This is a genomic window from Paraburkholderia sp. JPY419 (assembly GCF_050435705.1).
GTDB lineage: Bacteria > Pseudomonadota > Gammaproteobacteria > Burkholderiales > Burkholderiaceae > Paraburkholderia > Paraburkholderia youngii.
Genome location: NZ_JBNDKV010000002.1, coordinates 1,705,698 through 1,728,616 on the forward strand (window position 1 = coordinate 1,705,698; position 22,919 = coordinate 1,728,616).

Here is a 22,919-nt window from a genome sequence, read left to right on the forward strand (position 1 = left end):
AAAAATATCGCTGCTTATTGCGGGTATATCGGTCTGATTAGTTTGGTCGGTTATCGGCTTGATATGAGACTTTCAGCTGGACCGCGGCCGGCGCCCCGGATGCAATGCGGCATGCGGCGAACCGCGCGCCAGGGCGGCGGGAACGCCTTAAATGAAGGGCCGATGACGCGACGCGGCAGAATGCCAAGATTTGACGCTGACCGATACTTCGATGCCGAGCGTTTTCAAAAAAGTGTGGCGTCGAAACGTCAGATTCGGAGCTCGGGCGCAGAGGAAGGCGCGCGGAGGATCGCGGGAAGGGATCTGGAGGACGGGTTTTGCGACAGGTGATATGCGGTCGCGTTGCGTGTAAAACCGGCAGCCTCACCCGTTCAGGTAGCGGCGAACGTGGTCCACTTGACGCGAATCGACCAGAATCGCGCTCAGCTAATTGCGATAGGGTGAACCGCCCGGTTGCCGCGGATCGTCGGACGGGCGTTGCATTGGACGCGCGGCGCCGCGCTCTTCGTTGTAGCGGGCGACGTCGGCGCGGATCGAGCCGTTGCGCATCGGCATGTTGGACGGTGGATGCGGTACCGGACGCGATTCCGCACTGACCGGCGTGATCGCGCCGGCATAGCTGGACGGATCGCCGACACGGCGCATGCCGGACTTGTAGCTGCCGAAGCCAAAACCAAAATTGGCGTCCGCGATGTTCGGATTGCCGCGCTGTGCGCGTGCGTCACGCCAAGCCGTCGCATTGCGCGAGCCGCGCGGAGCAAGCGCGCCACCCGCGACGGCGTAATGACCGTCGCCGCGGACCTGCATGCGCGGCGCGTGCCCGCCAAGGTGGTGCGAATAAGCGCCGCCCACGGCGCCACCGCCGCCATGTGGCACACCTTGCCCCTTCGCATAGGCGAACGAGCACAGCACGGCGATGACCGCGCCCCACGCCCAGTGCCTCGTTCTCGACAACCCGTCCACCTTGTGACTCTCACGCCCGAAGACTTGCCTGAAATCCACCGTTCGAGCTGCGATGGACCTGTTGCGGGAGGAGAAAAGCGCCGCGTGCCTGCCGCGGCGCAGGCATCCCTGCGGCCTTTGACTGAGTAATTTATGGGCGTGGACAGAGGGTGTCGAGCCAAAAAGTGTTAGGTCTCGTCGGTGGATGTAACACCCTGTTACTGCGGCGTTTTTCTGCGCTGGAGGCCTTGTGCGGGTGCGTCTTTGCGGCTTGCTTCGAGGCGTTTTCGCCTACTCCGCGCGAACCCCGTTTGTTGCAAATAAACGCCGCTTGCAAGGTCGATGGTTAAACGGTTTGTGGCGCATGAGCACGTCGCCAATACTGAAATCGAGTGCGCCGCACGGGTCAATGCGCAAACTTCATCAATCGATTCGGCAAATGAATTTGCGTTTTCAATCGACTTTCGACAACAATAGCCGTTTCCCATTGGCACGCACCGCGCCCTGACAGGCCCGTCCCGTGCTCACACCGCGTCATTGAATTGAGATTGCGACATGGCCCGTCCGAAATTCCTTCCCGATAACTTCACCCTGTGCCTCGTCGGCACCGTGATCCTCGCCAGCCTGCTGCCCGTTCACGGGCAGGCCGCGGTGGGGTTCAACTGGGTGACGAACATCGCGGTCGGCCTGCTGTTCTTCCTGCACGGCGCGAAGCTGTCACGCGAGGCGATCATTGCGGGCGCGACGCACTGGCGCCTTCACCTGGTGGTGCTGCTGAGCACGTTCGCGCTGTTTCCGCTGCTCGGCCTCGCGCTTAAACCGGTCCTTTCGCCGCTGGTCACGCCGTCGCTCTACGCCGGCGTCCTCTTCCTCTGCACGCTGCCATCGACGGTCCAGTCGTCGATCGCGTTCACGTCCATTGCCAAGGGCAACGTGCCGGCCGCGGTATGCAGCGCGTCCGCCTCGAGCCTGCTCGGCATCTTCGTTACCCCAGCACTCGTCAGCCTCATCGTGACGAATCAGGCTGCGAGCGGCGGCACTTCGCCGTGGCATACGATCGGCAACATCGTGCTGCAACTGCTCGTGCCGTTCGTGGCCGGCCAACTGCTGCGCCCGCTGATCGGCAAGTGGATCGAGAAAAATCGCGGCGTGCTGAAGTTCGTCGACCAAGGCTCGATCCTGCTCGTCGTGTACGGCGCGTTCAGCGAGGCCGTCACCGAAGGGCTGTGGCACACGATTCCGCTCTCTGCGCTCGGCGGCCTCGTCGTGGTGAGCTGCGTGCTTCTCGCGCTCGCGCTGGGCATGACGGTCTTCGCGAGCAAGCGGCTCGGCTTCAACCGCGCGGACCAGATCACGATCATCTTCTGCGGCTCGAAGAAGAGCCTCGCCGCCGGCGTGCCGATGGCCAAGGTGATCTTCGCGTCGCACGCTGTCGGCGCCGTGGTGCTGCCGCTGATGCTGTTCCACCAGATCCAGCTGATGGTCTGCGCCGCGCTCGCGCAGCGCTGGGGCGCCCGCGACCTCAGCGGCGAGAGCGAGGCGGCGGCACGGCGACCCGCCGCCGCCGTCGCGCGCCGTTGAACACACTCGCAATGCGAACCGGACATTCATAAGCGCCCTCCCTGAGCGTCGTTTTGATCGTGCGAAGCAAGCCGCCTTCGGGCGGCTTTTTCTTTTGGCGCTTCATTGGCCGTTGTCGTTATTTCACGCGCAAATGCTCTTGTTGTCGCCTCGGCCAGATGGCATAGGACGATTCTGGATGTGCGTCGAAAACAGCGGCTCGCCTATTGTTTAGTCTTTTTTACTAAACAATCTAACTTCAGACAACTCCATTAAATACGGGTATTTACCGGTGTTGCGCGGGCGTTTTTCGGGCTGTTTTAGCAGCGTTTTACTATACAATCGCCCGACCTGAACCCGTGCTGCCTCGCCACGCGCGGCAGCTTCATTCGATGGCCACAACCATCCGCGACGTCGCCCGCGCGGCCAGCGTTTCGATCGGCACCGTGTCGCGCGCGCTCAAAAATCAGCCGGGCCTTTCCGAGGCCACGCGCGAACGCGTCGTCGAAGCGGCGCGCCAACTCGGCTACGATTCGGCGCAGCTGCGTCCGCGCATCCGCCGCCTGACGTTCCTGCTGCATCGTCAGCACAACAACTTCGCCGCGAGCCCGTTTTTCTCCCACGTGCTGCACGGCGTCGAAGACGCTTGCCGCGAGCGCGGCATCGTGCCGTCGGTGCTGACCGCCGGGCCGACCGAGGACGTGATTCACCAGATGCGCCTGCACGCGCCCGACGCCGTCGCGATCGCCGGCTTCGTCGAGCCCGAAACGCTCGCCACGCTGGTCGCGATGCAACGCCCGCTGGTGCTGATCGATCTATGGTCGCCGGGCCTGCGCTCGGTCAATCTCGACAACGCCGGCGGCGCCACCCTTGCGATGCGCCATCTGTTCGAGCAGCAGCGCAAGCGCGTCGCGTTCATCGGCGGCTCGCTCGCGCACTTCAGCATCGCCGAGCGCGCGCTCGGCTACCGGCGCGCGTTCTTCGAAGCTGGGCTGCTGTTCGACCCGTCGCTCGAAGTGAACATCGACGCCGGGCTCGATCCCGACACCGGCGCCGCGCGCGCGATGCAGCGCCTGCTCGATGCGCCGGACCCGCGCCCCGACGCCGTATTCGCATTCAACGATGCCGCCGCGCTCGCCGCGCTGCGCGTGTGCCTCGCGCGCGGCCTCAGCGTGCCCGACGACATCGCGATCATCGGTTTCGACGACATTCCTGCCGCCGCCCACGCCACCCCGCCGCTATCGACGATCGCAGTCGACAAGGAGGCGCTCGGCCGACGCGGCGTCGAACTGCTGCTCGAAGACTCGCCCGCCGAACTCGAAGTCCGCTTGCCCGTTCAACTCGTTGCCCGTGCCAGTACTTTGGTGAAAACGCCATGACGAAAACCGATCCGCATCACCCTTCCACCGACGTCGCGAAGGCGCCGCCGGTCGCCAGCTTCCGCAAGCGCGAGTTTCTGCTCGCGCACATCGAGGACACGCTGCGCTTCTATGCGCCGAACGTGCTCGATCCGAGCGGCGGCTTCTACCACTTCTTCCGCGACGACGGTTCGATCTACAACCGCACCACGCGCCACCTGGTCAGCAGTTGCCGCTACGTGTTCAACTACGCGATGGCGTACCGGCAATTCGGCGACCCGAAGCACCTCGAATACGCGCGCCACGGCCTGCGCTTTCTGCGCGACGCGCACTGGGACTCGCAGCACGAGGGCTACGACTGGGAAATCGAATGGCGCGACGGCAGAAGGCGCACGCTCGACGCGACGCGCCACTGCTACGGCCTCGCGTTCGTGCTGCTCGCGTACTCGCACGCGGCGATGGCCGGCATCGAAGAAGCGAAACCGATGATCGGCGCGACCTTCGAACTGATGGAGCACCGCTTCTGGGACGCCGCCGCCGGCCTCTATGCCGACGACGCATCGGCCGACTGGCGCGTCAGCACGTATCGCGGGCAGAACGCGAACATGCATACCACCGAGGCGCTGCTCGCCGCGCACGAGGCGACCGGTCATCTGGTGTATCTCGATCGCGCCGAGCGCGTCGCGTCGAACATCACGCTGCGCCAGGCGAAGCTGTCGCAAGGGCTCGTGTGGGAGCATTTTCACGCGGACTGGTCGGTCGACTGGCATTACAACGAGGAAGACAGCTCGGACATCTTCCGTCCATGGGGCTTTCAGCCCGGCCATCAGACCGAATGGGCGAAGCTGCTGCTGATTCTCGAACGCTTCCGTCCGCTGCCGTGGCTGCTGCCGCGCGCGATCGAACTGTTCGACGCCGCGATGACGCACGCATGGGATGAAGACCACGGCGGCCTCTACTACGGCTTTGGCCCCGACGGCACCGTGTGCGATCACGACAAGTATTTCTGGGTGCAGGCCGAAACTTTCGCGGCCGCCGCGCTGCTCGGCAAGCGCACCGGCAACGAGCGCTTCTGGGACTGGTACGACGAGATCTGGCGCTATAGCTGGACGCACTTCGTCGACCACAAGTACGGCGCGTGGTATCGCATCCTGACTTGCGACAACCGCAAGTACAGCGACGAAAAGAGCCCGGCCGGCAAGACCGACTATCACACGATGGGCGCGTGCTACGAAGTGCTCGCCCATGCGCTCGGCGAAGACGCGTCGGCTGGATCGACCGCGCCCGCCGCAGCGGTTTCAGCGGAGAAAGCACAATGAGCGCGACCACCGAACTCCCCGTTTTCGTGTCCACCGGTGACATCCTCACCGATCTCGTGCGCACCGGCGCATCGCACTGGCTGTCGCGTCCGGGCGGCGCGGGTTGGAACGTCGCGCGCTGCGTCGCGCGGCTCGGCCTGCCGACCGCGTGCGCGGGCTCGCTGGGCGTCGATAACTTCTCCGACGAACTGTGGGACGCGAGCGTCGCCGCCGGGCTCGACATGCGCTTCCTGCAACGCGTCGAGCACCCGCCGCTGCTCGCGATCGTGCATCAGACGCACCCGCCGGCCTACTTCTTCATGGGCGAGAACAGCGCCGATCTCGCGTTCGATCCAGCCAGGCTACCGGCCGGCTGGATGAACGCAGTGAAGTGGGCGCATTTCGGCGGCATCAGCCTCGCGCGTCGGCCGCTCGGCGATACGCTCGCGGCGCTCGCCGCCGAGTTGCGTTCGCACGGCGTGAAGATCAGCTTCGATCCGAACTATCGCAATCTGATGGAGCACGGTTACGAGCCGACATTGCGGCAGATGGCCGCGCTCGCGGATCTGATCAAGGTTTCGGACGAAGACTTGCGCATGTTCTTCAGGACCAGCGACGAAGCCGCCGCGCTCGCGCAATTGCGCGCGATGAATCCGGCCGCCACCGTGCTCGTCACGCGCGGCCCCGACGCGGCGATGCTGCTCGACGGCGCCGCGGTGATCGAGGCGAAGCCGCCGCGCGTCGAAGTGGTCGATACGGTCGGCGCGGGCGATGCGTCGATCGGCGGTCTGCTGTTCAGCCTGATGAGCGCGCCGCAACGCAGATGGCCCGAGCATCTCGCATTCGCGCTCGCGGCCGGCGCGGCGGCTTGCGGCCACGCCGGCGCGCACGCGCCGACGCTCGACGAGGTGGTCGCGCTGCTGTAAATCGCGGCTCTGTAATTCTGCTGCCTTGGGACGCGCGTAGCGTGACGGATGTCGAGCGCGTCGCGCGGCGCGAAGCCGGCCTGGGCGGGAACCGATCCCGCCACGCCGTGCTAGGATGAAAATATCGAAACCTTTGCGAAAAGGAGCGAGGCCATGGAGGACGTCACCTACACCAAAGGGATCTACACGGCCACTGCGTCGATAAGGGAAGTCGCACAGGACGCCTTTCAAGGTGTCGTCACCCTCGCGCGCGACGAGGGCGAACCCAGCGAAGATCAGGAGACCACGCTCTACGAAGTAGACTCGACGTCGTCGACGCCGGGAGAAGCGCTCGAAGAAGCCAAAGCGCTCGCACATCGTATCCTCGGGGAAATCGAACTGTAGGCCGAACCAGGGGGCAGCGCGTCGCGCGTGCTCGCGCATCGGCGCGCCGCTGCGGGGTCGACCGGCTGGAGGCGATCATGGCTGAACAGCTGTTCCAATACGGCGTGTATTCGATTCACGTTCGTCCGCTCGAGCTGAGCGGCGCGCGCTGGGACGCGGAGTACGAAATCCGTCATCGCGAGAAGGCCGTCAAGCCGTGGACCACGGTTGGCGGCGACGCGGGCTTTGCCGAGCAGGCCGAAGCGGTGGAAAGCGCGCATCGGCAGGCCGTCGACGATATCGAGCATGGCGCGGGGATTCCGAAGCCGCACGTGTTTCCGTAAGCGGTTGTCGACGCGCTTTTTGAGGCCGCGTCGAAATTCGCCGTGGCAGCCTTGAGCGCTGCGCGTCGCCACGCAAGGTAACGCTGAGCCGTCAGCGATAGTCGCGCGTGTCTACGACCTTGGTGATCTTCCAGATTCCGTTTTCCTGGCGCAAAAACACGATATTGTTCTGTTTGTCTTTCGAGCCGAACGTAACAGCCACGAGCGCCACGCTGTCGAGCATGAAGACTGGATGCACCGCTATATGCCCGGCCCAATCTTTCTCGTCGAAGTCTTGTACTTTCGTGAAGTACTCCGCATCTTCGGACAATTTGTTGGCCTGATATTGCTTTCGCAATAAATCGACGGTTGGTTTTGCAACGTGCCTGTATATCTCCTTTTCCATGATCGGATAGTCGCGGTCTGCGGCCAGGCGCGGAATGAACCATGCGTAGAAATCTCTTACGCGGGTCTCGGGGGTTGCTTGTTCGGCGTGGGTCGGGTTTCCTGCATATGAGGTGCCGTTAAAAATCAGCAACAGCCCGGCAACAAAAATCGCCAGATATTTTCTCATGGATGCAACCTCAATCGTGGCGATAGATCTTGTAATCCGGTCGTGCGGACCGGTAATCGGGACCGGGATAGAAGCCACGCCACTGCTTGAAATCGGAAATCATTCAATTGCAAATAGTCGACAGCAGCATTTTTATTCCACGACACATTAGATTATATCGATCATATTTTGATTTAGAAATCATACAGCAAATCCAAAACAAACCAAGATATTTTATTATCTCGAAAACATTTTAAATAGAGATAGCTTTTTTGAATAAAAATATAGCCTTCGTCAATACCGTGCTAGTTACGAGCGAAATCAAGCTGATCGGCACGTTCTAGTCAATTGCATGAGTCTCGCGCCATGCTACGCTGTGCCTGTATCAATCCCCACGAGCGCGTGATGGCAAGCGAACCGTCAGACCGTTTTTCCACGCTCGGCGACCCCGACACCGACAGCAGCGCGCCGAGGCGCCACGCGCGCGGCAGCCGCGAAATGCGTCTCGACGATCGCGTGGTGATCGCGCACGGGATGCCGACGCCGTTGTGGCAAGACCTGTATCACCGCGCGCTCGGCGTGCGCTGGCCGGTGTTCTTCGTGTCGCTCGCGCTGCTGTTTCTGCTGCTCAACACCGTGTTCGCCATACTCTACATGCTCGGCGACGCGCCGATTGCGAATCAGTTTCCGAAGGGCTTCGGCGGCGCGTTCTTCTTTAGCGTCGAAACGCTCGCGACGGTCGGCTACGGCGACATGCATCCGCAAACCGTCTACGCGCACTGGATCGCGACGCTCGAAATCTTCATCGGCATGTCCAGCATCGCGTTGGCGACCGGGCTGATCTTCGCGCGCTTTTCGCGGCCGCACGCGAAGATCATGTTCGCGCGCTATGCGGTGATCCGGCCGATCGACGGCCGCATGACGTTGATGGTGCGCTCGGCCAACGCGCGTCAAAACGTGATCGCCGAGGCACGCGCGCGGCTGCGCATCATGCGTCTGGAGACGTCGATCGAAGGCTTTACGCTGCGCAAGCTCTACGACCTCACGCTGGTACGCGACCAGCACCCGGTGTTCAAGCTCGGCTGGACGCTCATGCACGTCATCGACGAAGCGAGTCCGCTGTTCGGCGAAAACGCCGAATCATTGAAGGGCCGCGACGTGTCGCTGCTGCTCACGCTCGAAGGCATCGACGAATCGACGTCGCAAACCATGCAGGCGCGCCACATGTGGACCTGCGACCAGATCGTCTGGCAGCACCGGTTCGTCGACATCATGAGCGAGCAAGACGGCGTGAGCCACATCGACTACTCGCACTTCGACGAGATCGTGCCGCTCGATGCGGCGCCGCTCCAACCGGACATCGCGGCGCACACCGCGCAGTAGCAATAGCCACAGTCCCATTCGACGCCCACGATACCCAGGGCATACCCGAAGCGCGCCGCCGCCTGGCAAATCCGGCTCAAAAGCGGGCCGAAACGCGCGAGTCATCGCGCCCATTCGCGCACGCCCGATTAAAGAAGCAATAATTCACTCCCGCGAGCGCTAAAAAATAGAGTCTCTTTCGCTGCGCGGTATCGGTGACCCCACCACCCGCGCGCCGAGCCAGAACATTGGAGACTCCCCCATGACCGCTCGCCTGCCCATCGACGGCACGCCCGCTCTCGCCGACTACAAGCTTTCCGACAATCTCACCGCGACGCGCGGCCGGATCTTTCTGACCGGCACCCAGGCGCTCGTGCGCCTCCCTCTGATGCAGCGCGCGCTCGACAAAACCCGCGGCCTGAACACCGCCGGCTTCATCAGCGGCTATCGCGGCTCGCCGCTCGGCATGGTCGATCAGCAGTTGTGGAAGGCGAAAAAACTGCTCACCGCGAGCGATGTCCGCTTTCTGCCCGCGATCAACGAAGAACTCGGCGGCACCGCCGTGCTCGGCACGCAGCGCGTCGAAGCCGATCCCGAGCGTACCGTCGATGGCGTATTCGCGATGTGGTACGGCAAGGGCCCGGGCGTCGACCGCGCGGGCGATGCGCTGAAGCATGGCAACGCGTACGGCTCGTCGCCGCACGGCGGCGTGCTGGTGGTCGCCGGCGACGATCACGGCTGCGTGTCGTCGTCGATGCCCCATCAGAGCGACTTCGCGATGATGGCGTGGCATATGCCGGTGGTGAATCCGTCGAACATCGCGGACATGCTCGAGTTCGGCCTGTACGGCTGGGCGTTGTCGCGCTTCTCGGGCGCGTGGGTCGGCTACAAGGCGATTTCGGAGACCGTCGAATCGGGCTCGACCGTCGATCTCGACGCGCTGCAAACCGAATGGACACCACCGCAGGAATTCGAAGCACCAGCCGGCGGTTTGCACAACCGCTGGCCCGATCTGCCGAGCCTGACGATCGAAGCGCGTCTGCACGCGAAGCTCGACGCGGTGCGCCAGTTTGCGCGCATCAACAGCATCGACAAATGGATCGCACCGAGCCCGCACGCGAACGTCGGCATCGTCACGTGCGGCAAGGCGCATCTCGATCTGATGGAAGCGCTGCGCCGGCTCGATCTGACCGTCGCCGATCTCGACGCGGCCGGCGTGCGCATCTACAAGGTCGGGCTGTCGTTTCCGCTGGAGACGACACGCCTCGACGCGTTCGTGTCGGGCCTGTCCGAAGTACTCGTGATCGAAGAGAAGGGCCCCGTCATCGAGCAGCAGATCAAGGACTATCTGTACAACCGCATGCAAGGCACGCGGCCGGTCGTGATCGGCAAGCACGCCGAAGATGGCACGTTGCTGCTGTCGTCGCTCGGCGAATTGCGGCCGTCGCGCATTCTGCCGGTGTTCGCGAACTGGCTCGCGAAGCACAAGCCGGCGCTCGATCGCCGCGAACGCGTCGTCGATCTGGTCGCGCCGCAGATCCTGTCGAACGCGGCCGACAGCGTGAAGCGCACGCCGTACTTCTGCTCCGGCTGTCCGCACAACACGTCGACGAAAGTGCCGGACGGTTCGATCGCGCAGCAGGCCGGCATCGGCTGTCATTTCATGGCGTCGTGGATGGAGCGCGACACGACCGGACTGATTCAGATGGGCGGCGAAGGCGTCGACTGGGCGGCGCATTCGATGTTCACGAAGACCCGCCACGTATTCCAGAATCTCGGCGACGGCACCTACTTTCACTCGGGCATTCTCGCGATTCGCCAGGCGGTCGCCGCGAAAGCGACGATCACCTACAAGATCCTCTATAACGACGCGGTCGCGATGACGGGCGGTCAACCCGTCGACGGCAGCATCTCGGTGCCGCAGATCGCGCGACAGGTCGAAGCCGAAGGCGTGTCGCGCTTCGTCGTGGTCAGCGACGAGCCCGAGAAATACGACGGTCATCACGGCCAGTTTCCGCAGGGCACGACGTTTCACCATCGCAGCGAAATGGACACCGTGCAGCGCGAGTTGCGCGACACCGACGGCGTGACCGTGCTGATCTACGACCAGACCTGCGCGGCCGAAAAACGCCGCCGGCGGCAAGAAAGGCGAATTCCCCGATCCGAACAAGCGGCTCTTCATCAACGAAGAAGTCTGCGAAGGCTGCGGCGATTGCGGCGTGCAGTCGAACTGTTTGTCGGTGGAACCGGTGGAAACCGCGCTCGGTCGCAAGCGCCGCATCGATCAGTCGTCGTGCAACAAGGACTACTCGTGCGTGAACGGCTTTTGCCCGAGCTTCGTCACCGTCGAAGGCGGCACATTGCAAAAGGCCGCGGGCGTCGCGTTCGATCCGCAGGCGCTCGCTGCCCACGTCAACGCGTTGCCGATTCCCGCGACGCCACTCGATGCCGCGCCGTACGACATCCTCGTCACCGGAGTGGGCGGTACCGGCGTCGTGACGGTCGGCGCATTGATCAGCATGGCCGCGCATCTCGAAGGCAAGAGCGCGTCGGTGCTCGACTTCATGGGCTTCGCGCAAAAGGGCGGCTCGGTGCTGTCGTTCGTGCGCTTTGCCGCGCGCGACGAATGGCTGAACCAGGTGCGCATCGACACGCAGCAGGCCGACGTGCTGCTCGCCTGCGACATGGTGGTCGGCGCGAGTGCCGATGCACTGCAGACGGTGCGGCATGGCCGCACGCGGATCGTCGTCAACACGCATGCGATTCCGAACGCGAGCTTCGTGCAGAACCCGGACGCGACGCTGCATGCCGATGCGCTGATCGACAAGATGCGTCACGCGGCGGGTGCAGAGCGCATGTCGACGTGCGACGCGCAAGCGCTCGCGACGCGTTTTCTCGGCGATACGATCGGCGCGAACATTCTGATGCTCGGCTTCGCATGGCAACTCGGTCTGGTGCCGGTGTCGTTCGCCGCGATGATGCGCGCGATCGAACTGAACAACGTCGCGGTGCAGATGAATCAACTCGCGTTCTCGATCGGGCGCATGGCCGCGGCCGATCCCGCCGCGCTCGAATCGCTGTGGCAGTCGCGACATGCGCCGAAGCCGAGCGTGCGAGTCGATACGCTCGACGAGCTGATCGCGCATCGCGAAGCACGTCTGCTCGCGTATGGTGGCGCGGCTTATGTGAAGCGCTATCGCGCGCTCGTCGATGCGGCACGGCGCGCGGAAACCGCCGTCGATGCGGCGAGCGAGAGTGTGACGCGCGCGGTCGCGACGACGTTCTATCGGCTGCTCGCGGTGAAGGATGAGTACGAGGTCGCGCGTCTGCATACGGATGCCGCGTTCCGCGATGCGCTCGAAGCGCAGTTCGAGGGTGTCGCCGGCAAGGACTTCACGATCCGCTTCAACCTCGCGCCGCCGACGCTTACGCGCGCGCATCCCGGTGCCGTGCCCACGAAGAAGACCTATGGTCAGTGGATGTGGCCCGTGCTCGGCCTGCTCGCGAAATGGCGCGGTCTGCGCGGCACGGCGCTCGATCCGTTCGGCCGCACGCTAGAGCGCAAAATGGAGCGCGAGCTCGCGAGCGATTACGAAACCACGCTGCAACGCGCGCTGGCGAAACTCGACGCGAGCCATCTCGACGACGTCGCGAAACTCGCAGAACTGCACGCGCGCGTGCGCGGTTATGGGCACGTGAAGCTGGCCAATCTGGCGGGCGTCAAGCGTGGCGAGCGCGACCTCGCCGCACGCCTCGGCATCGATGCGGCGACCGGTGTCGCGGTGAAGAAGTCGCTCGAGGAAATGAAAGGCGCCGGGCAGTTGCGCGGCATTCCGGTGGTGGTCGCGAAGTAAGTAGGTTCGTTGCGCTGTTCGGCTCAAGTCGCGTCGAGCAGCGCCCTCACCTGCATCACCTTCGCCGGATCGACGGGCGCGAGTCCGTTGCCGTTCACGCGCACGCCGGAGCCGAAATGGACGGCCTCGACGTGCGTGTTGCTGACGAAGTCCGCGACCGCATCGACCGTCAAGCCGGCACCGGCGAGCACGGTGCAAGGCGAGCGGTCAACCTGCCGCACCAGTTCGCTGACCACGGCTTGCGCCTGCAGCACCGACGGCTTTCCGCCCGACGTCAACACATTCGTCACCGCCTCGAAGCCGAGCAGTACGTCGAGCGCTTCGCGTAGATCGCGCGCCTCGTCGAACGCGCGATGGAACGTGATCGCGAGTCCATCGGCAGCTTCGCACGCGCGCGCGAGACCTTCGCGGTCGATCGTACGCTCGGCATCGAGCATGCCGATCACGATGCCGTTCGCGCCGGCCGCCTTCACCGCACGGATGTCGCAAAGCATCACCGCGTAGTCGTCGGCGTCGTAGACGAACGAGCGGCTATGCGGCCGCACGATCACGTTCACGGGTATGCCAACCGCGGCTACCACTGCCTCGATCAAGCCCACACTCGGCGTCAAACCGCCCTCGCCCATCGCGGTCACGAGTTCGAGACGGTCGGCACCGGCTTGCGCGGCCGCACGCGCATCGGCGACGGTCGTGGCAATCACTTCGAGCAGCACGGACATGAGCGCAAGCTGATTTCGATTAAAACGACATCATGTCAGATGCGCGCGTCGCGTTCTTCCTCGACCCAGTCGATATCGCCGCACAGTACGCAGGTCTCGCTGCCGACACGCGTCGCCACCGACAGGGTCACGCACGGCAACGCCTCGTTGATCGACAGATACGGCCGCGTCACGTGCACGCGCTCCGGCGCATTGATCGCGACGCTGAAGTACGGGCGACGCAGCCAGTTCGCGCCCTGCGCGTCGGCGAGCGGCAGGAAGCGCGTCTCCTGCGCCGCGCGATCGGCGCGCAGCACGACGTTGCGGCCCGCCTGGCGGCCCTTCGCATCGAGCAGAAAACAGCGCGCTGCGTGATCGAGCGCGAGGAAATTCCAGCACACCTCATCGAGCGGCTCACCAGCGGCGAGACGCTCCGCGGCGCGCTCGAACGCGCGCAGATACGGCGCGAGCCGGATCGCGCTGCGCCGCTCGCGTGCCTCGGCCTGCTCGCGATAACGCTCGGTGACTTCGCCGATGCAAATCGCCGTGTGGATCGCATCGGCAATACCCGGACTCGGCCGGCCGAAGAAAAACCCCTGCACGAAGTCCGCATTGCAGGCGAGCGCCATCTGCGCTTCGTGCTCGGTTTCGATGCCCTCGATCAGCACGAGCTTGCCTGCTTCATGCAGCAGCGACACGAGCCCCGGCAGGATCGTCGCCATGTCGGCGCGATGCGCGGCGTGCGACAGCATGATGCGGTCGAGCTTCACGATGTCGGGATTCAGCTGCCAGATCCGCTCGATGTTCGAATGGCCGGCGCCGAAGTCGTCGAGTGCGATCAGGAAGCCGCGCTCGCGGAATTCGCGCACCGCGTCGGCGAGTCGATCGAGATCTTCGGCGCGCTGCTCGAGCACTTCGAGCACGACACGTCGCGGCGACAGATCGAGCCGCCGCAGATTCGCGAGCAAAGCGGCCGCGAGATACGGGTCGGTCAGCACGCCCGGATGCACGTTCAGGAACAACCATTCGCGCTCCGCGCCGAGCACCTTGAAGTTCTCCAGATGCAGCGTCTGCGCGAGCCGGTCGATCTGCAGCGCGTCGCCGAGGCGCGCGGCCTCGCCGAATACGTCGAGCGGCGACACCGCGCGATCGAGCGCGTCGTGTGCGCGCAGCAAGCCCTCGTAGCCGACCGCGCGCAGGTGCGACAGACTGAAAATCGGCTGGAACACGCTAGTCAGCGTCAGTTCGCCGTGCTGCACCGAATAGCGTCGAAGGCCCGAGGTCACCTCGACCTCGAAGCCGTGCGGCACGCCCGCCGCCCTGTCCTGTTGCGCAATCGTCATGCAATCCTCTCATGCGAGAACCGGTCGGTCAGAACGCGAACGGCAACGAGACCGACACCGTCTCTCAAAATGTGCGTCATCGTTACCGGTTAAGCAAGCTCCATGCGCACGCTGGCGCACATTGTGCTGTAATTCGCCCGAAAGATTGCACCGGCGACAGCGTTCGTGCGCCGCTCAAGGGCGTGGCGCGCACCGTTGCGGTGCGCGGATTGTCCGTCCTTCATCACCCGGAATACACGATGGAAATAGTCTTCACCGTTCTGATCCTGCTTCTCGCCGTCGCCGCGTCCGGCGTGCTGACCCGCGCACTGCCGTTCAAGCTGCCGTTGCCACTAGTGCAGATCGCGATCGGCGCGATGCTCGCGTGGCCTCGCCTCGATTTGCACGTCGCGTTCGATCCGGAAATCTTCATGCTGCTGTTCATTCCGCCGCTGCTGTTCGCGGATGGCTGGCGCATTCCGAAGCGCGAGTTCTTCATGGCGCGCCGCGCGATCCTGATGCTCGCGCTCGGCCTCGTGTTCATGACGGTGCTGGTGGTCGGTCACTTCGTGCACGTGCTGGTGCCGCAGATCTCGCTGCCGGTCGCGTTCGCGCTCGCCGCGGTGCTGTCGCCGACCGACGCGGTCGCGTTGTCCGGTATCGCCGGCAAGGGCAAGATTCCGGGGCAGCTGATGCATATCCTCGAAGGCGAGGCGCTGATGAACGACGCGTCTGGCCTCGTCGCGCTGAAGTTCGCGATCGCCGCCGCGCTGACCGGGGCGTTCTCGCTGCGTGCAGCGTCGGTTAGCTTCGTGATCATCGCAGTGGGCGGCCTCGCGGTCGGTGCAGCGGTGAGCGCGGTGTTCAGCTTCGTGTCCGCGCGTTTCCTGAATCTCACCGAGGAAGGCGATCCCGCGCCCGGCGTCGTGATGACGCTGCTGATTCCGTTCGCCGCCTATCTGACCGCCGAGCGCTTCGAGCTGTCGGGCATTCTCGCTGCGGTCGCGGCCGGCATGATGATGAACTACGCAAGCATCATGGAAAAGTGGCAGGTCGCCTCGCGAGTGCGGGCCACGAGCACGTGGACGATGATCGAGTTCGTCTTCAACGGCATGGTGTTCATCATGCTCGGCTTGCAGTTTCCGCACATCCTCGGCCGCGCGCTGCTCGATGCGCATGAAACCAACGACGCGCAAGTCGTGCTGCTGATCGGCTATATCGTTGCGGTGGCGCTCGCGCTGTACGCGATGCGCTTCGCTTGGGTGTGGCTGCTGCGCTGGTTCGCTAGCCGCGGCGCGACGAAACATGGTGTCGCGAACGCGGTGCCGGGGTTGCGCATGGTGTCGGTGACAACCGTGGCCGGGGTGCGCGGCGCGGTGACGCTCGCGGGCGTGCTGTCGTTGCCTGAGGTGCTGCCCAACGGCACGCCGCTGCCGGGACGCGATCTCGCGATCTTCATCGCGTCGGGCGTGATCCTGCTGTCGCTGCTGGTGGCGGTGGCCGCGTTGCCGCTGCTGCTGCGCGGCTGGCGGCGCGGCAAGGACCCGCACGCGGCCGAGGAAGCGCTCGCGCGCACGCTGGCCGCTCAATCGGCGATTCGCGCGATCGATCATCTGCACGACACCGAGTGCGCGGACCTCGATGAATCGGCGCAGGCCTATGCAACCGACGTGACTGCGCGCGTGATGGACCTGTACCGCCGCCGCCTCGCGTCACTCGACGACGACCAGGCGCCACGCGAACTCGCGCGCCGTGCCGATGCGCTCGAATTCCGCATGAAGCTCGCGGCGATGCGTGCCGAGCGCAAGACGCTGCTCGATTTGCGCGACACCCAGCGCATCAACGACGAGACGATGAACAAGCTGATGCGTGAGGTGGATCTGTCGGAGACGGCGCTGACCGCGCGCAAAAGGTAGGAGGTCGCTGCTGGATCAGGCTCGGCACCGGCGCTTGAACAGCCGGTGCCGATAAAAGACGCTCAGGCCACCGGCCCTTGCGTTGGCTTCCTTCTCAACAGCGCGTACAGAATGATCGCGCCGAACGTCGCGGTGCCGATGCCGCCGAGCCCGAAGCTGCCGAGCTTCAGCGAGAAGTCGCCGGCGCCGAGCACGAGTGTGACTGCCGCGACGATCAGGTTGCGGTTATCGGAGAAGTCGACTTTGTTGACAACCCAGATGCGTGCGCCCGTCACCGCGATCAGGCCGAACACGACGATCGACACGCCGCCCAGCACCGGTCCCGGAATCGTCTGGATCACCGCGCCGAACTTCGGCGAGAAGCCGAGCACGAGCGCGATCAACGCGGCGATCACGAATACCAGCGTCGAATAGATCTTCGTGACCGCCATCACGCCGATGTTTTCCGCGTACGTGGTCACGCCGGTGCCGCCCGCGAAGCCCGACACGATCGTGGCGAGCGCGTCGCCGAGAAACGCGCGGCCGATGTAGCGGTCGAGGTTCTGGCCAGTCATCGCGCTGACCGCCTTGATGTGGCCGAGGTTTTCCGCGACGAGGATCACCGCGATCGGCGCGAGCAGCGTCATCGCGTGCGGGTCGAACACCGGCGACATGAAGTGCGGCATGCCGAACCACGCAGCGTTCGCGACGATCGAGAAATCGATCGGCTTGCCCATGCCGAGGCCGTTCGTGACGATCGCGTAGATGACGTAGGCGAGCAGCAGGCCGACCAGGATCAAGAGACGCTGCAGCATGCCGCGCGTGAATACCGCGACCGCGCCGACGCACAGCACCGTGACGAGCGCCATCCACGACTCGAAATTGCTGCCGCTCACGCCATGCACGGCGATCGGCGCGAGGTTCAGACCGATCACGCAGACGATCGCGCCGGTCACGACCGGCGGCATCAGCGTTTCTATCCAGCCCGTTCCCACCGCCGCCACGATCAGACCGATCACCCCGTACGCAACACCGCACGCGATGATGCCGCCCAACGCGACCGGAATGTTCGGATTCGCTCCGTGTCCGCCGTAGCCGGTGACCGCGATCACGAGACCGATGAACGCGAAGCTCGAACCGAGATAGCTCGGCACGCGCCCGCCGACGAGCACGAAGAACAGCAGCGTGCCGATCCCCGACATGAAGATGGCCAGATTCGGATCGAAGCCCATCAGCAGCGGCGCGAGCACCGTCGAGCCGAACATCGCGACGACGTGCTGGACGCCCATCGCGAACATCTGCGGCCACCCGAGTCTCTCGTCGATGCCGACGATGCCGCCCTGGGCGGCGGCAGGCTGGCGGCGCCAGCGGGGGAAATAGGATGCGGCCATTGCGGGGATTCTCCTCTGGGTCGGCGTGGTGTGTGCCGATCACGCGCTGCGGCGTGGGTCCGGCGAAATTACGCGCGAGTTTACGGAGAGCAATAAGGGCTGGCAAGCAGGCTATGAGGCAGGCTATGAAGCGGGCCGACAAGCACGGCCCGGGTGCGCGTCACTTCGCGCCGCGCGCGTCGATGTCCGGCGTCACCGCGGAGCCGGCCCGCGAGGAGTTGTCCGTCGCCGCGCCGTAGGCCATCACTCGATTGCGGCCGGCATCCTTCGCGCGATACAGCGCCTGGTCGGCGGCGTCGACGAGTGCGCGGCTGGTCGCGAACGCCGCGTCCTGCGCCGTTGCTGCTCCGGCACTCACCGTCAGCACGTGATGCGTGCTGGCCACGTGGCGGCATTGCAGCGCCTGCACCGCCGCGCGGATCTGCTCGGCGATCCGCTGCGCGCCCGTCGCATCCGTGTCCGGCAGCAGCACAGCGAACTCCTCGCCGCCGAAGCGGGCGGCCGTGTCGCCCGGACGCCGCGCGTTCTGCGCGATGCAGCGCGCGACGCCAATCAGCGCTTCGTCGCCGGCCGAATGACCGTACAGGTCGTTGAAGCCCTTGAAGTTGTCGACATCGATCAGCAGCAACGACAGCGGCCTGCCGTTGCGCTGTGCGCGTCGCCATTCGTCGTTCACGTGCTCCTCGAAGGTGCGGCGGTTGTTCAGGCCGGTCAGCCCGTCCGTGCGCGCCAGTTCGCGCAGCTCTTCCTCGGCCGCGCGGCGCAGACGCAACTGGCGTGAGAACAGGATCGCGAGCGCGATGATCGTCACGTCGAGCGCGACGATCAGCGTGCCGATGATCCATGCGCGCCGCCGCCATTGAACGTAGATGTCGCGCGTGGACAGCGCGACGTCGAGGATCAGCGGAAAGCCGTCGATATGGCGGAACGCGTACCAGCGCTCGACACGGTCGATCGCCGCGGTGCCGAAGAAGTCACCGCTCGGCTGCTTGACGAAGCGCGAGAAGTTGGCCGTGCCGGTCAGGTTGATGCCGATCGTTCTCGGGTCGTAAGGACGGCGCATCAGCATCGTGCCGTCGCTGAGCATCAATGCCATCGAGCCGCTCGGCCCGAGCTTCATGCCGTCGAACAGCCGATGGAAATACGTGAGCCGAAGCGTGCCGACCACCACGCCGCCGAAGCTGCCGTCCGGCCTCGAGATGCGCCGGCTCAGCGCGATGCGCAGGTCCTCGTCGGTGCCGTTCCGGCTGAACGGGCGGCTGATGTACAGCCCGACGTCGGGCGAAGCGCGCTGTGTCTTGAAGTAGTCGCGGTCGGCATGGCTCTGTTCGCGCGGCGGCCACGCGCGCGAATCGAAACGCACGTTGCCGTTCTCGTCGAGCACGAATACCGAGCCCATGTCCTGTGCGCTGATCGAGCCGTCGAACAGCACCATCTGGCGGATCGCCGGCGGCAGATCGAGGACGCCCGGCTGCTTCAGTCCGTCGATCACCGCGCGCAGCGACAGGTCATAGATCTCGAGATTGCGCGACACGTCGCGCTGGACCAGCAGGGATATGTTGGCGATGGAGTCTTGCGCGCGGCGCAACGCATCTTCGCGCATCTGTGCGAGCAGCGACACGGCGATCGCGAGGATCGCGCCGGCCAGCAAGACGCTGATCGCAATCACGTTGTTCGGTCCGCGCGTCGACATGCGTTTTGGTTTTTGGCTTGCGCTGAAGGTGGCGCGTGAAGAGGCGGCCGCGTCCCGGCAGTACCGTTAATTACGCGACCTACGAAAGCGTTAGCGTAGCAGACGTGGCGCATCGGCAAACGTTTGCATAGACGGATTTTCGCCTGAATGCGCAATATCGGCGAGCCAGAAGGCCCGTCCGACGGGGGTTTGCGCCTGATCGTTGGATTATCCTGGCGTCGTCCGATTATTCGGATAGCAAATGCGTATTGGCTGGATAGTTGGCCTCTTCACTTGTATTGAATCGAGGCTGTCACGTTCGAACGTTGCGTGCTACAAGACTGCTCTCCCAGTCTGTAGCCAATCGCTGCCCGCGGAAGCCAGGCGGCTCCCTGTCTTCGATAATGCAGGCCTTGTCGGTGAAAGATGGCATCGCTCGTCACTGGATTGCGGTGAGCATCGCGTACGGCTATTTTGTGAGGAGGAGGATCGAACAATCTCGCGGAGGGCCGCCAGACGGGCGTGAGGCTCGCCAGCAATTTTCAAATATGCCCCCAGCGAAGGGCTTTGCGCGAGATCATTAGGACAGGCCATCGAACTCCCGACCATTTCCGCTGTATCGCTAGTGATTCTTCGCATCAGCTTTGGCGGAGGCCAGCTCTTGACGGGGGGCTGGTCGGCGAAAGTCACTGCGCCTCAACGACCGCCGCCAAAGCGGCAACCGGAAACAATTAAGGGCAAACTAAATGACACTAAAGAGGCAATGGCGACTCGTCAAGTTGGTATTTCAACTGGTCAAGGAAAGGAATTCAATGCCTCCTCCGATACGTCAGACGCAGCACGCAAGTATTTCGACGATTCTATCTTGACGTGTACAGCGTCCGACCAACCTCAGCCACGATTGGACAGCGAAGGAAAGAAGATAACTTCCGCTGAAAACAGGTTGCCGTCGCTAGGAGGTGCGGCCATACCGAACTCGCGATTATCCGTGACAACCGGGCGAGGTCGCTCCCCGCATTGGATTACGCTGGTAGCGGCGTTGCACCATTGTTAGCGGGTGCAACCGGCGTCCCTTCCGCCCATCCCACGCCACGTCATTCAAACGGCGGCCCGGAAATATTCGCAACTCAGTTACTGGTTTGTTAGTGAGTATCGTATTATAGGCTCACGCAGTAAGGGAACAATGTCTCGTCCATACGCGATGGTCCAGAGGCACCGAATCATACGAGGCAGGACGCGATTGAATTTCAAAAACGACTTCGTCCATGAATATGACTGCTGTCCATTACCGCCTATCAAGCTGTCAAACGTGACAGTAATTTCCGCGTGCGCCGCTGTAAGATACCCTAATGGGAGCCAAAGTAGGGCTCACGCAAACGTTTTATTCCCCTCATGCCCTCATTTTTTCCTTTTGGACATAACCGTTCAGCGAGTTTAGTTTCAATCAACGCCCAGCCAATGATTCAGCAAAAGCGACCAGATGAGCAACAACAAGCTACCGCCCCTTGGCCTGCCGTTCCTTACGCACTCGTCTATACAAGACACCGAAACCCGGGCAACATCGAACAGTGACATAGTCGGCACATCCCGCTGATCTGTAGCCAACTCAGAGCAATCAGCCACGTCCATTGAGCAGCAATTTGCAGTGCTTTCCGCGCCACCTAGCGGTAACGGAGTCGTCCCGTGATACAAGATTTCAGCCATTGTTTGCACGACACTGAAAGGAAGGTATTCGAGTTCCTTTCGGGGGCCCTGCCGAACACCACCGATATTGTCATCTACCCGAACATCGAACTCTTCGATGCCTCGAAGGCTGCGTATGTCGAGTGCGACGCAGTCGTCATCACTCGGTCTTTTGTTGCTGTAGTGGAGTTGAAGGATTGGTTCGGCGCGGTCACCGTCCAAGAACCGAAATGGCGCCGTGGCAACACGATTACCGACAGTCCGCATGTCGTCAACAATAGGAAATGCAAAGTCTTCAAAAGCTACATACAGCATGCGCTCAGTGGTGTAGCCGAGCATAAATTGCCGTTTGTTCAGTCCGTGGTCGTGCTGACCAATGCGGACGCCCGCGTTGAAGGCGCCTCTTCCGCCAGGCATGCAAACATCCACGACGGGCTTATTACGCTTGATGGGATGGAAGAGCTAGCGGACTATCTTAAGCGTAGGATGCATCATCATGAAAAGTCCGAACGCGTGCTCAGTGATTATCATTTTCGCAAGCTAGTCGACCAGCTCAACAAGGATAAGCAATCCGCCACGGTAAGCTATGAAGACCAAATTCCGGGATATCGGATTCGCGAGGACAGAGGTTCGGCTCCCACCTACATTAGCTATATCGCTGAGCGTAATCCGAATATTGATCACCGTCTTTATCGACTTCGCGTGTTCGGCAAGCTTAGTAGTGACCCGGCGATTTCCGAAACCCAGTTGCGCAGTTTGCGCGCCGCAGAAGCACTCCCATACCATCCGGGGATTCGCTCAGTAAGTGCCCATCCGAATGGCCGCCATCTTATTGTCGAAGTATCCGATTGGACAGATACGCGCTCATTGGACGACCTTCTCGCTGAACACAACCGGCTGGACTGGCGTCGCGCTGCATCGATCGTCAACGACATTGCCCTCGCGTTAGACTTCATTCACAAGTCAGCAGCGAGCCTCGTGCACCGTAATGTGCAACCGAGAAGTATTCTTATCGGTATTGATGGTCGAGCCCAACTCACGGACTTCGATTTGACGTTCGATCCTGGCGCAGCGTTGACGGTGCTCGGAGCTAACTACGAAGAGCATTTGTCCCTCGCGTTTACCGCGCCGGAGGTTTTATTAGGAAAAGCTGATTTTCCGTCCGACGTGTACTCGCTTGGCGCCGTGTTTTTCCGTGCGCTAGTTGGCAAAGTCCCGTCAAATAAGTTCAGCATTAACGACCAACTTGCGTCTGCTCTGCAGGCGGCTTCATGCGAAGAGCCTAAGCAGACAGCCTTATGCACCCTCATCGGCAGCATGCTTGCCCAACAGCCGTTGGAGCGCCCTACAGCGAGCAAGGTCGCAGCCGAAATTTCTACGCTGCTGGGAACAAGCTTAGAGAAGGAAGCGGCCTCCGTCAGCGAGATGACGGACACTCCGTCGTACACAAATATCGAATTGATCGCGGAAGGCGCGACAGCGCAAGTCTTTAAGGTCGATAATCACGGAGAGCTGTTTATTCATAAGGTTTTCAAACCCCACGTAGCGCGCGACGAAGCCTTGCACGAGCGCGACATCTTGCGTGAGGTTGATCAGCTTTAACGTTGAAATCGTTCCCCGCAATCAGCCTCGTCAGCGAAATGCCCTCGTCTATGCTCCGCCGCAACGTATCCGGAAGCCGTTCCAAAAGAGACACGTGAAAATATGCGTCGGTCGCAA

Annotated in this window: 15 protein-coding genes and 1 pseudogene; 10 read left to right on the forward strand and 6 right to left on the reverse strand. The window is 63.0% G+C overall.

All coding sequences use genetic code 11. The features are described from left to right. Nucleotides 1-426: 426 nt before the first annotated feature. Nucleotides 427-963, reverse strand: coding sequence for a hypothetical protein (locus tag QFZ91_RS13980; protein ID WP_429568639.1), 537 nt, complete (start codon nucleotides 961-963; stop codon nucleotides 427-429). Between the two features lie 534 nt (nucleotides 964-1,497). On the opposite strand from QFZ91_RS13980, the gene QFZ91_RS13985 reads away from it, so the two are divergent. The 6 genes from QFZ91_RS13985 (at nucleotide 1,498) to QFZ91_RS14010 (ending at nucleotide 6,791) form a co-directional block, all read left to right on the forward strand. Beyond that, a complete protein-coding gene (locus QFZ91_RS13985; RefSeq protein WP_429567568.1) occupies nucleotides 1,498-2,523 on the forward strand; it encodes a bile acid:sodium symporter family protein in 1,026 nt (341 codons plus the stop codon). Between the two features lie 371 nt (nucleotides 2,524-2,894). After that, entirely contained in the window at nucleotides 2,895-3,881 is a 987-nt protein-coding gene (locus QFZ91_RS13990; RefSeq protein ID WP_429567569.1) for a LacI family DNA-binding transcriptional regulator, read from the forward strand. Further along, complete coding sequence (locus QFZ91_RS13995) at nucleotides 3,878-5,179, forward strand: AGE family epimerase/isomerase (RefSeq protein WP_429567570.1); 1,302 nt, start codon at nucleotides 3,878-3,880, stop codon at nucleotides 5,177-5,179. Before QFZ91_RS13990 ends, QFZ91_RS13995 begins: the two co-directional genes overlap by 4 nt. Further along, nucleotides 5,176-6,084, forward strand: a complete 909-nt coding sequence (locus QFZ91_RS14000; protein ID WP_429567571.1) for a carbohydrate kinase family protein — start codon at nucleotides 5,176-5,178, stop codon at nucleotides 6,082-6,084. Before QFZ91_RS13995 ends, QFZ91_RS14000 begins: the two co-directional genes overlap by 4 nt. A 153-nt stretch (nucleotides 6,085-6,237) precedes the next feature. Further along, complete coding sequence (locus QFZ91_RS14005) at nucleotides 6,238-6,468, forward strand: hypothetical protein (protein WP_176383813.1); 231 nt, start codon at nucleotides 6,238-6,240, stop codon at nucleotides 6,466-6,468. Between the two features lie 77 nt (nucleotides 6,469-6,545). Next, nucleotides 6,546-6,791: a hypothetical protein gene (locus QFZ91_RS14010; protein WP_368588395.1), complete on the forward strand. Its 246-nt coding sequence runs from the start codon at nucleotides 6,546-6,548 to the stop codon at nucleotides 6,789-6,791. A gap of 91 nt (nucleotides 6,792-6,882) precedes the next feature. Here QFZ91_RS14010 and QFZ91_RS14015 read toward each other — a convergent pair whose 3' ends face one another. Next, on the reverse strand, nucleotides 6,883-7,344 hold the full coding sequence (locus QFZ91_RS14015) for a DUF3828 domain-containing protein (protein WP_429567572.1): 462 nt from the start codon (nucleotides 7,342-7,344) through the stop codon (nucleotides 6,883-6,885). Nucleotides 7,345-7,728: 384 nt separating this feature from the next. On the opposite strand from QFZ91_RS14015, the gene QFZ91_RS14020 reads away from it, so the two are divergent. Together QFZ91_RS14020 and QFZ91_RS14025 are read left to right on the forward strand one after the other, a co-directional pair. Continuing rightward, the gene (locus QFZ91_RS14020; RefSeq protein ID WP_429567573.1) at nucleotides 7,729-8,706 is read left to right on the forward strand and encodes an ion channel; all 978 of its coding nucleotides are present in this window, start codon (nucleotides 7,729-7,731) and stop codon (nucleotides 8,704-8,706) included. Nucleotides 8,707-8,947: 241 nt separating this feature from the next. Beyond that, nucleotides 8,948-12,539, forward strand: a pseudogene (locus QFZ91_RS14025) (indolepyruvate ferredoxin oxidoreductase family protein). Nucleotides 12,540-12,562: 23 nt separating this feature from the next. Here the strand turns inward: QFZ91_RS14025 and QFZ91_RS14030 are convergent. Next, nucleotides 12,563-13,258 carry a copper homeostasis protein CutC gene (locus tag QFZ91_RS14030; protein WP_429567574.1) on the reverse strand — a complete coding sequence of 232 codons (696 nt, stop codon included), beginning with the start codon at nucleotides 13,256-13,258 and terminating at the stop codon, nucleotides 12,563-12,565. A gap of 35 nt (nucleotides 13,259-13,293) precedes the next feature. Continuing rightward, nucleotides 13,294-14,580 carry an EAL domain-containing protein gene (locus QFZ91_RS14035; protein ID WP_429567575.1) on the reverse strand — a complete coding sequence of 429 codons (1,287 nt, stop codon included), beginning with the start codon at nucleotides 14,578-14,580 and terminating at the stop codon, nucleotides 13,294-13,296. Between the two features lie 239 nt (nucleotides 14,581-14,819). Between QFZ91_RS14035 and QFZ91_RS14040 the strand changes: the two genes are divergently transcribed. Then, the gene (locus QFZ91_RS14040; RefSeq protein WP_429484066.1) at nucleotides 14,820-16,475 is read left to right on the forward strand and encodes a Na+/H+ antiporter; all 1,656 of its coding nucleotides are present in this window, start codon (nucleotides 14,820-14,822) and stop codon (nucleotides 16,473-16,475) included. 62 nt (nucleotides 16,476-16,537) lie between these two features. Here QFZ91_RS14040 and QFZ91_RS14045 read toward each other — a convergent pair whose 3' ends face one another. Together QFZ91_RS14045 and QFZ91_RS14050 are read right to left on the reverse strand one after the other, a co-directional pair. Next, on the reverse strand, nucleotides 16,538-17,845 hold the full coding sequence (locus QFZ91_RS14045; protein ID WP_429549066.1) for a solute carrier family 23 protein: 1,308 nt from the start codon (nucleotides 17,843-17,845) through the stop codon (nucleotides 16,538-16,540). A gap of 160 nt (nucleotides 17,846-18,005) precedes the next feature. Then, nucleotides 18,006-19,538: a sensor domain-containing diguanylate cyclase gene (locus QFZ91_RS14050; RefSeq protein WP_429567576.1), complete on the reverse strand. Its 1,533-nt coding sequence runs from the start codon at nucleotides 19,536-19,538 to the stop codon at nucleotides 18,006-18,008. Between the two features lie 1,662 nt (nucleotides 19,539-21,200). Here QFZ91_RS14050 and QFZ91_RS14055 point away from each other — a divergent pair. Further along, nucleotides 21,201-22,802, forward strand: a complete 1,602-nt coding sequence (locus tag QFZ91_RS14055; protein ID WP_429567577.1) for an NERD domain-containing protein kinase family protein — start codon at nucleotides 21,201-21,203, stop codon at nucleotides 22,800-22,802. Nucleotides 22,803-22,919: the final 117 nt, after the last annotated feature.

Bases quoted from the DNA above. Each gene is read 5' to 3' on its own strand.
- QFZ91_RS14000 (WP_429567571.1), top strand. From the start codon at position 5,176: ATGAGCGCGACCACCGAACTCCCCGTTTTCGTGTCCACCGGTGACATC.
- QFZ91_RS14010 (WP_368588395.1), top strand. From the start codon at position 6,546: ATGGCTGAACAGCTGTTCCAATACGGCGTGTATTCGATTCACGTTCGT.
- QFZ91_RS14005 (WP_176383813.1), top strand. From the start codon at position 6,238: ATGGAGGACGTCACCTACACCAAAGGGATCTACACGGCCACTGCGTCG.
- QFZ91_RS14035 (WP_429567575.1), bottom strand. From the start codon at position 14,580: ATGACGATTGCGCAACAGGACAGGGCGGCGGGCGTGCCGCACGGCTTC.
- QFZ91_RS14020 (WP_429567573.1), top strand. From the start codon at position 7,729: ATGGCAAGCGAACCGTCAGACCGTTTTTCCACGCTCGGCGACCCCGAC.
- QFZ91_RS13995 (WP_429567570.1), top strand. From the start codon at position 3,878: ATGACGAAAACCGATCCGCATCACCCTTCCACCGACGTCGCGAAGGCG.
- QFZ91_RS14015 (WP_429567572.1), bottom strand. From the start codon at position 7,344: ATGAGAAAATATCTGGCGATTTTTGTTGCCGGGCTGTTGCTGATTTTT.
- QFZ91_RS14045 (WP_429549066.1), bottom strand. From the start codon at position 17,845: ATGGCCGCATCCTATTTCCCCCGCTGGCGCCGCCAGCCTGCCGCCGCC.
- QFZ91_RS14030 (WP_429567574.1), bottom strand. From the start codon at position 13,258: ATGTCCGTGCTGCTCGAAGTGATTGCCACGACCGTCGCCGATGCGCGT.
- QFZ91_RS14050 (WP_429567576.1), bottom strand. From the start codon at position 19,538: ATGTCGACGCGCGGACCGAACAACGTGATTGCGATCAGCGTCTTGCTG.
- QFZ91_RS14040 (WP_429484066.1), top strand. From the start codon at position 14,820: ATGGAAATAGTCTTCACCGTTCTGATCCTGCTTCTCGCCGTCGCCGCG.
- QFZ91_RS13985 (WP_429567568.1), top strand. From the start codon at position 1,498: ATGGCCCGTCCGAAATTCCTTCCCGATAACTTCACCCTGTGCCTCGTC.
- QFZ91_RS13990 (WP_429567569.1), top strand. From the start codon at position 2,895: ATGGCCACAACCATCCGCGACGTCGCCCGCGCGGCCAGCGTTTCGATC.